Raw genomic sequence first — 10,794 nt, 5'->3', positions numbered from 1 at the left:
AGTTCCGGCATCGTGATGTCCCCGTCCTGCCCGATGATCTCGGCGAAGAAGGCGCGATGCGGATCGAGCTTTCCCTTGCCTTTGGGACGACCTTGGGGAGCGGCACAGGCACGGCCCGTGCGCCGGATCGAGAGCGCCCATCTGGCCCCTGTTGCTGGCGACAGCTTTAACCGCAACGCTGCCGCGCGCCCGCTTAACCCTACTTCAACCAACTTCTGAAACCGCAGCCGCAGCACGTCCGGCAAAGGTGCTGACATGATCCATCCTCCCAAACAGGATGAATCACAGATCAGGCTTCAACGGAATCCCAACGATTCAGGTTTTTGGCGGTACGCTTTAAGGGATCTGCTCCAGCAGGTCCGGCAGGGCAGGACTGTCGCCATCCCGGCTGGGGGTGAACTCCACCGCCCGGATGTCGGGTGTGGTGGTGTCCATGGCCAAATGCACCTTGCGCCACCGGCGTCTGCCACTGGCGCCGTGTTTGCGGACCTGCCATTCTCCGTCCCCCAGGAACTTGATCCCGGTGCTGTCCACCAGAAGGTTCAACGGCCTGTCAACACGGCGATAGGGGATCTGGACTTTCAAGGTTCTCTGTCGTCGACACAGCGTACTGTAGTCAGGCACCGGCCACTCAAGTTCCGCCATTTCCAGAAGACTGGCGACCATTCCTGAGGTCTGGCGAAGCGGCAGACCGAACAGTACCTTCTCGCTCAGGCAAAACTGGATCGCTGCATCGGAGAATGTCTCAGGACGCCCGCGTTTGCCTGCCAGATCCGCGAACCAGGTCATGTCTCGGTCGAACCAGACCAGAAGCGAACCCCGCTTCCGAAGCGATGCATTGTAGCTCGACCAGTTCGTCGTTCAATAGCGGGGAAGTGTGGGCTTCGGCATGCCGCCGATCTAACCCACGGGATTCGTGTTGTGAATCCCGGCCAGGCTTTATGCAACAACGCCCCTCACGACCCCAAATAGACCTTTCTTGCCTCTTCCGCAAAATGGTTTCATGATAGCAAAACAGGTTTGTCTTGTGCCGGACAGGAAAATCCAACAGCATGTGAACCGATGAAAGCAATTTACTTTATCACCGGCACGAATTTATCACCAGCACGAATGTCAGTGGTGCGCAGCTTATGTTGAAACTATACTTTTTGGCTTTGCGCCCAAGCTCCTCGCGCCATGTCGTTTTTTGTCCTTTTCCGGACCGGCTAGTTAGGGTGGATTTTCGCTTTGAAGGTGGCGGGGGGGCATCGTTCGATTTGAAGCTGGGCAAGCTGTACTTGGCTGCGCTTGCCGGGACGCGGTCTCATCCGCAGGACAGCCCCCCCGATTTAATCCATTGTTGGATGTATCATGGGGGTCGTGTGTATTGGTCGGCGCTGGCCGGCCGTGGCACGAACAGACCGGCGCGGGTCGGAGAGATTCATCATTCTCCGCAGGACATTCGGAACGAAAAACGCTCCAGGAATGCTGTTCTACAGCTTTTGTCGGCGCTGACCCGGCGCCCCGAGGCAATTAACTGTTGCTCGGAACTCTCTAGACGGCAGCACACGGCAATTGTGTTCGCACTGGATTGTGCCGTATTTGTATCCAACACGGTGGATACGAAAATATTCTTGTCTCAACCAGACGCGCGAGCGAATTTCCCGGGAATTTGTCGGGAGCCTGTGACGCATGGGCTGGCGGTCAATCTCGCAGAAAGTATTTCAATGAAGGATCATCACGCGGTGGTCCGAGTGGCGGTGCGGCTAATGTCGTGGAACTGCGACGTACAGGTGGTTCTTTTCGACGAAGGTCATGGTGACAGGCCGGTGATTTCCGAAGCGGAAAACCTGGGAACCGCGGGCCGTTTGACCGCGCCAGACCTCCTAGACGGTGTTGATGCACTCGTGCCGGGGCTGGATGTCTTCCTGCTGTGCTCGGCGTGGGGTGAGGCGTTTCCGCTTGCCGTGACCGAGGCCATGGTGGCCGGCGTTACTTGTGTCGTGACCGATGTGGGAAGACTGTGCGCGCGTGGTTGGAAAAACGGGGCTGGTGGTGCCGCCAAGCGACCCCGAGGCGCAGGCTGATGCCGTTTCGAAGCTTTTCTTGCTGGGTCGGGAGCGACGCGCCAGCCTGGGTGCAAAGGCTCGAGAACGTGTTCAGAAACATTATTCGACCGAAATTTATCGCGATCTGCATGAAAAGCTCTATCATGAGGTGTCGTGTGGTGGGACGGCGCAGGATAAGAGGCCGATGTCGGCCTGACGTTGCCTTTAAGGTCAGGCGTGTCGGCTGGCAAAACCGGACAGTTTGCGAGAATCAATTTTTTTATGGCCGCTGAGGGGAGAACGATGACAGCGCCAAGAACATTTATTAAAGCGGCTCGACAAACCTCGGAAAAGCGGATCGGTTCAGAAGGCCTGTGGAGCCTGCTGCGCCGACACATGGTTTTGGGACTGCTGATTATCGCTACCGTCGTTGGGCTGACTTACGTTGTTCTTGAGAATATGCCGAAGCGCTACACAGCGCGTTCGACCCTTGTCATGACCTTGCTCGAGACACGGGTCCGGGCGACGGATGTGCAACTGGAGAGCTTCGAGATGACTCGGACGTTCATCGAGACGCAGATGGACGTCTTGCGCTCGAGTGATTTCGCCACCGAGGTGGCGGTAACGCTGGAGCTGTTCGATGATCCTGATTTTGTTGGACCACCGGAGCTTGGCACCTTCGAGGCGCCAGAGATCCGGCGTGAGCGTGTAGTTGATAAACTGTTGAAATCATACGATATTTTTCGTGATGGAGAGAGTTTGGCATTTGGGATCGTTGCAGTATCGGAAAATCCGGAGATGGCAGCGGCGATCGCCAACCAGGTCGCTGATACCTTTATTGTCATTTCGATGTTGCAGCGGCGCCAGGTGATCGAGCAATCCATCGCTTTCCTGCGCGATCGGGTGCAACAGCTTGGCGAGAACCTGTCGCAGTCCGAGCTCGAACTCGCGGATTTTATCCGCGACAACGATCTCGACGATGAACGTCTCGTCGACAGGCTTCGCGCTGATCTGGAGCGAGCCTCGGCCGTTGTTGATATCCTGTCGGCCCAGCAGGGCGATTCCGAGGAATTGGCCGAGGCACGCCGACAACTGGAGCAGGCGGAGGAGACACTGCACGAGCACACACGTTCGGAATTATCGCTGATGCGGATGGAGCGCTCCATGGAGCTCCAGCGCGCGCGCTACCAAACGTCCATCGAAAAGCTCAACGAGTTCGAGTCACAGCTGCAATTCACCGGAGAAGGTGCGCGGCAAGTGTCGGTTGCGCGGGTTCCGGTGGAACCTTCCTGGCCGAATGTGCCGGTGGCGCTGGTTGTGAGCGCCGTGGTCGGGTTTTCGCTCGCTTTCGTGATCGCCTTGCTCATGGAGGGGATGAACAACCGGCTTTGGACCGAGGATCAGACCGTCCCGGTGAGCGGTGTTCCGAACCTGTGCTATCTGCCGAGGATCAAGCGCCGCGGTCTCTTGCAGCGGCAGCACGCGCCGCTCTGGTTCCTGCTGGCCAATCCGTATTCCGCCTTCAGCGAGGCACTCCGGGGCCTGCTCACCCTTTGGTTCAATAGCGGTGAGAGCGCAAAACTGATCATGGTGACATCCGGTCTGCCGGATGAGGGCAAGTCGACGCTGACAGTATCGCTGGCATTGACGGCGGCGCGGGAAGGGATGCGGGTCCTGGTCCTGGATCTGGACGCCCACCGGCAAGGCGCCTCGAAACTGATGGATCTGCACAAATCGCCAGTTCCGATTACCGAGGTCCTGTCTGGCGAGTTGCGCGGCGAACCGGTGGTCGTGGATGGCAGGGAAATCGCCGGGCTCGAGATTCTCCCGGTCCGGACACGAGCGCATACGTCGCCGCAGCACCTGAAGCAGTTATTGAACCGGCTGAACACGAAACTGCGCTACCGCTACGACCTGGTTCTGGTGGATGCGCCGCCGGTTCTGATCATCGACGACGCTTGTCGTTTTGGGCCCCTGGTCGATGCCACTGTGGTTGTGGTTCGCTGGGGGGAGACCACTCAGGAAGCGCTTTCCGACACGATGGAACGGTTGGAAGAGAACGGCATGAATGTGCTGGGGACGGTCATCAACCAGGTGGATCTGCGCAAGCACCGGAGGCACGGCTACGGCGGCAATCCACAGTATTACCACTATGCTGCGAAATATTATCGATAGATTTCAATATTTTCTCGCCGTGTCGGGTATAATGCTGGCGGGGCATGGGGCCGTGGCGTCCGAACGGGCCTTTCCCGGTGCCGAAGGGATGGGTGCGGGAGCCGTCGGCTGGAAACAGGGCGAGTTGCGCCTGGTCACGACCCTTGCAGATAGCGGACCCGGATCGTTGCGTGAATGTGCCGCGAATGGTGGCCATCCGCGTGTCTGCGGGTTTGCCGTCAGCGGCACGATCGACCTGCTGCAGCCGATCCATGTCGGTTCGAATATCTACATCGCCGGACAGACCGCGCCCGGCGATGGCATCCAGTTGCGAATAGTGGAAGGAACGCACGGGCCGCTGATCCCCAAGAACGTGACCGATGTGGTCATCCGGTATCTGAAGCTGCGCCCGGGGCCGAGCCCACGGCCGTCTGCGACCGTGGACGCGATCACGGTGGAGAACGCCCGGCAGGTCTTTCCTGGCAATCTTTCCATGGCCTTTGCGACGGACGAGACTTTCAACATCCATGTTTCGGGTGCGACGGCGTCCGACATCACCTTGGCCGACAGCCTCGATCGTTCGAACCACCCCAAGGGGCGCCACTCGAAAGGGGCGTTGATCTGTTCGGACGAGGGGCAGGGCAACCGCTGTGGCCGGATCACGCTTCTGCGCAATCTTTTCGCTCACCACCGTGACCGTTCGCCGGACATCAAGGCCACCGATATCGGACCTGTCGAGGTCATCAACAACGTTTTTTATAACCCGATCAGCCAGTTCGGAGAGTTCTACGACCTGCTTGGCAATGCGGATATCGCCTATCTCGGCAATCTCGCGCTCACCGGGCCGTCGACCGTGCGCAAGACGCCGGAGCCCGTACAGGTTTTCGAGTGGGAGGACGGGAAGGCCGTACGATTGCTGGCCAGCGACAACCTTGCGGGGGTGGCGAAGGGGTGCCGTGGGCGCAAGGTGGAAGTTCTGGACAGCGTGGCGGAATCCGTTCTGGTCGCGCCGCCCGGTTGGCCCGTCAGCGTTGAACCCATGCCGGTCTCAGGGGTTCTTGATGCGGTCCTGGCGCGCGCCGGTGACCGGATAGAGGGGCGCCGCATGGCGGATGCGCTCGATGCGCGCGTGATCGAGGATGTGCGTATCTGCGGCGGAAGGGTGATCGACAATGTGGATCAGGTCGGTGGCTGGCCGGTGGTTGCGCAGGCAGATCCCGACGGGCAGCGCGACAGTGACGGTGACGGTTTCTCCGATCTCTGTGAGGAGGCGCGCGCCGCGCTGAATCCTTCAAGGCCGAATGATCCCTGGGAAATCGACCCGCAAAGCGCGATGAGCCATGTGGAAACCTGGCTTGCCTTGGCGGCCGGCGACGGGAGCTGGGTCGATGCGGATTGAGCGGTTGCCGAAACCCGGAGGCGCGCCATGATTGCGCGGATCGCCACCAGGCCTCATTTGGGGCCGATCGCGGAACGGTTGTTGCGCAACCTCAAGTGGCGTTTCCCGTCACAGATCGCCGTCCCCCGGCCGTTCCGGCGCGCACGGAAGCCGGCATCCAGAATCGGCGGGGCAGTAACATGACCCGGGTTCGACGCTTTTCCACTCCGGTCACTGAACTGCCGGTGGGCCAGCTCGCCGGCGCTGTCGCTGAAGGACGGGAGCTTCCGGCGCAGCGTCGTCATGGTGCGGCGAGGGCGGCGGGCATTTTGGCGGCTATCGCCGTGGCGCTTTCACCGATGAACTATCTTCGGATGCAGGGGATCTATGTGACCGCCTCGGATGCTGCCATGATCCTGGCTTTCATCCTCCTGCTGGTAAACCACAGGCTTCCGTTGCATTTCTTTGGGTCCGCCACGGGTTTTTGGTTCGTCTGTTTCCTTCTTTTCTGCGGTGGCCTGACACTCGGATCTCTGGTCAACGGTGAGCCGAAGGCCCTGCCCAGCGTATACGCGCAATACTTCTTCTCGCTGGTTGTCCTGCCAATGGTGCTTGCCGGACGGAGCTACCCGGAAGTTGTCGCGCTGATAAAGGTTCTGGTCGCGGCGCTCGTCGGGGTGATGCTGTTCGGGATCTACGTCTTTCATTTCGTGGACGATCCGAGCACGCGGCTGGTTTCCGGCAGCGGACGGATGCGCTCGCTGATCGAGCGTGAAAACGAATGCGCCGCCCTGGCGGGGATTGGTATGGTATTTGTCCTGGGGCTGAATTTTCTGGGGCATCTGCGGCGCGGATGGCTCGTGATAAGCCTGCCGGTGCTGGGGTATGGCGTCTTGCTGACAGGATCGAACTCGGGGTTGATCGTCAGTTTGCTGGGGGTTTCGACGATCGTGCTGTTTTGCGGTTCGGCAAGGCATGTCCTGTTGACCTGCGGGCTGATCCTGGCCTGCGGTGCGAGTGCGCTTCTGTTCGGCGAGATGTTCCTGCCGGAGGTCTTTCAGGAGCGGGTCTTGAACGCGCTGCTCACTCATGACGTTTCAGTGGCCGGGACATTCGAAGACAGGGCCCAACTTCTGGGCGAAGCGATGCATACGGCGCGGGGGACGCTGATGATCGGGCTTGGCGTGGACCAGTACCGGGAGATCAGCGCCTTCGGTGCCCCGGTGCACAACGTCTACCTGCTGGTACTGACCGAAGGCGGTGCGATGTTGCTGTTCGGACTGGTCGGCTTGTTGCTCACGGGCGTATTCGTGGCGGTGCAGGCCATCCGGGCCGACCATTCGCGAAAGGTCGGCGCGTTGACCCTTACGGTATTGCTGATCTTTGCGCTTATGCTGTACATGTTCCCAACATTCTACGCGCGCTTCTGGAACGTACCCGTTATCCTGGCCATCGCGTTGAGCGCATCGCGGCTGATGGAGGTTCATGACGCTCCGAAACAGGACAGGAGAACGACTTCCCTGGGTGAGAAACCTTTCTGGAGGATGGAACGGTGAAGGTCTCGGTGATTTTTTCCACGCTTATTGCGTTGCTGTTATCCCCGTTTGCTGCCGCGGCACTGGCAGAAGAATACCAGCTGAACAGCCAGGACCGGGTGCTTTTGCGGGTCATGCGATGGGATCTGGAAACATCGACCTACGTTCTGTGGCAGGGGATCTCGGGCGAATACGCGCTGTCGGATGGTGGGATATTACGAGTGCCGCTGGTCGGCCAGGTCCCGGCTGCCGGTCAGGAGATCGGCGTGTTGTCGGATGAACTGGAGCGGCGCCTGCGGCGACAAGCGGGCCTGTCGGAGCCGCCGGATGTCGCCATCGAGGTGATCGGCCACCTTCCGGTTTACGTGCTGGGCGAGGTCGCGTCGCCGGGCGCATATCCGTTCCGGCCGGGCTTGTCGGCCGAACAGGCATTGGCCCTCGCCGGTGGATTCCTGCGGGTGCCGACGGAGACGCTGAACACCTCCGGTTCCAATATCGGTGTGCTGCGTCTCGCGGGCGAAATCCGCCTGCTGGATGCGCAGCTTGCGGTGTTGGAAAACGAACGCGCCCGCTTCGTTTACGATCTCCAGGGCCTGGAACCGGAATCCGGCGGGGAAAACGCCTCGGTTCTTCCGGATGGGCTTCAGGGAAAGATCCTCGTGTCGGCTCGGTCCGCCCGTGATGCCCAGGGCAGCCGGATCGCAGACCTGAAGGAGGTGCTCCGCAGCCAGGTCGAGCATCTGGGCGCCCAGATCGAGCTGAGAACCAACCAGATAGAGATTACCCGGCAGGACCTTGAAAGTGTAAGTACCCTCAAGGAGCGCGGACTTGCCGTGAACACACGCGTGAGCGCCTTGACGAATTCGCTCAACGATCTTGAAGCCAAGCGGCTGCAGCTCGAAATCGCGCGCCTGACGGCGGAACAGCAACTCAACCTTGCCGAACGGGACGCGCTTTCACTTGTTGGCGATGCCCGTTCCGATGCGCTGGAGCAACTCAACCGGATTGAAAACGACATTGTGAGGTTGCGTACGCAGCGCCATAATGCGGAAACCCTTTATGATGAGGCTGTTGCGGCAGGTCTGGTGACCGGGTCCAGCTTGACGGGTGAACTCGTGACGCAGTTTCGGGTGACGCGAGGTGCCGGCTCCGTCGCAACCGCCATTGACCCTACGGCCCGATTGCAACCTGGAGACACGCTTTTTGTGCACCGTCACAGGCTTGAGGCGCCGGTTTCGGATTGACTTTGGAGTTAGGTAATTTGCAGCCAGTTCGTGTTTTTTTCCCCTTTGTCGGCGGTGACACCTTTGGTGGGAGCCATGTCTCGACGCTCAGTCTCATTGCGGGGCTGGATCGCGCCCGGTTCGAGCCGATCATCGCGCTTCACCGAGAAGGCGGCGCGCTTGGCGATTACATTCGATCTCTCGGGCTGGACTACCGCCTGTTGACCGAGCCGGGCATCATCGCGCCCCGCTATTCCAGAAGCGCCGAGGATGTATCGTTCACACGTTTCCTGGTACGGTCCGTTCCCAGGCTGGTAGCGCTGCTCCGCGAGATGGATGTGGATATCGTGCATACTAATGACGGACGAATGCATGCAAACTGGGCTCTGCCGACAAGGCTCTCTGGCGCGGCTTTCATCTGGCATCATCGCCAGGGTCCGGATGCGGCCGGCGTAAACCGTATCGCGCCGCTGCTGGCCGACAGGATTTTCTGCGTGTCGGCGTTCTCGCAGCCCAGAAAGCCGATCCGTTCTGTTGCTGACCGGCTGGAGATCGTCCGCAGCCCGTTCGATTTCTCCAAGGAGATACCAAGCCGGGACGAATGCCACGCCGTGTTATGCACAGAGCTCGGCCTGCCGGAAAATGCGGTTCTGCTGGGCTATTTCGGCGTTCTGAACCAGAGAAAGCGGCCCGAACATTTTGTCAGAGCGTTGGCAGATATCGTGTCGGCGCTTTCGGATCGTGCCGTCCACGGCTGCGTTTTCGGCAAGCTCGAGATCGCGGATTCCGGCCTCGATGAACGCTGCCGTTCGTTGGCCGCGTCATTGGGGATCGGTGAACATTTGCATTTGATGGGTCACCGATCGCCCATCGAACCGGCGATGGCGGCGATGGATGCCATGCTTGTCACAGCGCTTGAAGAGCCGTTCGGACGCACGTTGATCGAAGCGATGCATCTGGGAACGCCGGTGATCGCCACCGAACATGGCGGAAACCCGGAGGCGATCCGCGACGGCGATACGGGTTTCCTGGTCGATCCGTTCGATCCTTCGGCCTTTGTGACGCCGGTGTACCACCTCTTGCAGGAGGCCGGGCTCGCCTCTGCGATCACCGCACGCGCACAGGAGCATGTACACGATACCCTGGGGACGGCGCGCCATATCGAGCAGGTAAGCCGGATCTACGATGATCTGGTCTCGCGGAGGAGGCGCCGTGCTTATGCAGCCTGAGACCAAAGTGGATTTTCTTATCATCGGGGCCACGAAATGCGCCACCACCTGGCTACAACTGTCGCTTTCGGCAAATCCGGACGTGTTCATGCCGGCGCCCGAACTGCACTATTTCTCGCGGGAATATCACCGGGGAAGCGCCTGGTTCCAGGAGCAGTTCTCGGGAGCAGACAACGCCAGTTTTGTCGGCGAGAAGTCGAATTCCTACCTGACGGATCCGGAGGCGGCTGAACGTATCGCGCGCGATTTGCCGGACGTGAAACTGATCACGCAGCTGCGTGACCCGGTACAGCGCACCTATTCGGAGTATTGCATGCTGTTCCGGCGCGGCGAGGTGACCAGGGATATCCGTCAGTATCTCGACCCGGCGAATGCGACCGCCGGAGACCGTTTCCTGGACCAGAGCCGATATGCGCATCATCTGCAGAAGTATCGCAACCTGTTCGGGGACCATCGTATCCTGGTGCTGGATTTCGACAGAATCCGCGATGCTCCGGAGGCGCAGGCTCAGCGGGTTGCCGAGTATATCGGCCTCGGGGGAGACTTGGCGCCGCCGGTGAAAGACCGTGTGAAGGACAAGACCTTACCCGTGGTTCCGCTCGGCATTCGGCGGGTTCTGGCGCCTGTGCGCAGGGTTCTGGATCCGGTACGAGACACTTGGCCGGTACAACAGTTGCGCAACGCCATCGCGCGTCCGGTGAATTACCCGCCGCTTCCAGCAGATCTCGAGGCGGAAATGGCGGAATACTTCCGGACGGATCTCGAGGCACTGCGCCGATTCGCTCCACATGTGGGAAAACGGTGGCCGGCTTGCCGTTCGCTCTAGCGGACTGACGCTTGAGTGCCCGGTTCTGGCCCTGCCATCGAAACGTCCGGAACCATCCCGACACAGAGCGCCGTTACATTCGGTTACATTCCGCGGCTCTTGTTGCGGAACACTGCCGGCTGAACGGATGGTCGTGGGCGTCTGGAATCGCGCGCCGGAAAATCGTCCCATTATCGTCGGTTAACAGAAAGATCCGGTGCTGGGACGTTGCGGACGAGCGTTGAGACCGTTCGGCGGGGATACAAGCCATGGATACTTTCGGTTGCAATTCGTTACAAACGGATACGAAAATCTTTCTTATAAGAGTTGCAGATTAACAAAGGTTGAGTTGCAGATTAACAAAGGTTAATGTACCGTAATGGTGGGGAAAATTTCCATCGGCAGTACAAACATGCTTGAGTCAATTTTAAGCAAACGACGAA

General features: G+C 59.7%; 7 protein-coding genes and 2 pseudogenes. 7 read left to right on the top strand and 2 right to left on the bottom strand.

Going from position 1 to position 10,794, the window contains the following annotated elements:
* Both BLR85_RS20915 and BLR85_RS20910 read right to left on the bottom strand, forming a co-directional pair.
* A pseudogene (locus tag BLR85_RS20915) lies at positions 1–257 on the bottom strand (transposase); the annotation flags it as partial.
* An 82-nt stretch (positions 258–339) separates the two neighbouring features.
* Positions 340–891: pseudogene (locus BLR85_RS20910) on the bottom strand (IS5 family transposase); the annotation flags it as partial.
* 323 nt (positions 892–1,214) lie between these two features.
* Between BLR85_RS20910 and BLR85_RS20905 the strand changes: the two are divergent.
* From BLR85_RS20905 to BLR85_RS20870, 7 genes are all read left to right on the top strand, one after another.
* Positions 1,215–2,066, top strand: a complete 852-nt coding sequence (locus tag BLR85_RS20905; RefSeq protein ID WP_170844675.1) for a glycosyltransferase — start codon at positions 1,215–1,217, stop codon at positions 2,064–2,066.
* 198 nt (positions 2,067–2,264) lie between these two features.
* Complete coding sequence (locus BLR85_RS20895; RefSeq protein WP_139188485.1) at positions 2,265–4,202, top strand: GumC family protein; 1,938 nt, start codon at positions 2,265–2,267, stop codon at positions 4,200–4,202.
* Positions 4,203–4,254: 52 nt separating this feature from the next.
* Entirely contained in the window at positions 4,255–5,580 is a 1,326-nt protein-coding gene (locus tag BLR85_RS20890; RefSeq protein ID WP_139188484.1) for a hypothetical protein, read from the top strand.
* A 179-nt stretch (positions 5,581–5,759) separates the two neighbouring features.
* A complete protein-coding gene (locus BLR85_RS20885; RefSeq protein ID WP_093161865.1) occupies positions 5,760–7,115 on the top strand; it encodes a hypothetical protein in 1,356 nt (451 codons plus the stop codon).
* Complete coding sequence (locus tag BLR85_RS20880) at positions 7,112–8,338, top strand: polysaccharide biosynthesis/export family protein (protein WP_093161862.1); 1,227 nt, start codon at positions 7,112–7,114, stop codon at positions 8,336–8,338. Before BLR85_RS20885 ends, BLR85_RS20880 begins: the two co-directional genes overlap by 4 nt.
* Positions 8,339–8,355: 17 nt before the next feature.
* The gene (locus BLR85_RS20875; RefSeq protein WP_093161859.1) at positions 8,356–9,546 is read left to right on the top strand and encodes a glycosyltransferase family 4 protein; all 1,191 of its coding nucleotides are present in this window, start codon (positions 8,356–8,358) and stop codon (positions 9,544–9,546) included.
* 7 nt (positions 9,547–9,553) lie between these two features.
* Positions 9,554–10,372 carry a sulfotransferase family protein gene (locus BLR85_RS20870; RefSeq protein ID WP_170844674.1) on the top strand — a complete coding sequence of 273 codons (819 nt, stop codon included), beginning with the start codon at positions 9,554–9,556 and terminating at the stop codon, positions 10,370–10,372.
* The last annotated feature ends 422 nt before the right edge of the window (positions 10,373–10,794 follow it).

The sequence above is a fragment of the Aliiruegeria lutimaris genome (assembly GCF_900099935.1).
GTDB lineage: Bacteria > Pseudomonadota > Alphaproteobacteria > Rhodobacterales > Rhodobacteraceae > Tropicimonas > Tropicimonas lutimaris.
Note: the sequence above shows the minus strand (reverse complement) of the source record. Positions and strands in the feature narration are given on the sequence as shown.

Excerpts from the sequence above, each read along its gene's own strand:
- BLR85_RS20885 (WP_093161865.1), top strand. The coding sequence starts at position 5,760 with ATGACCCGGGTTCGACGCTTTTCCACTCCGGTCACTGAACTGCCGGTG.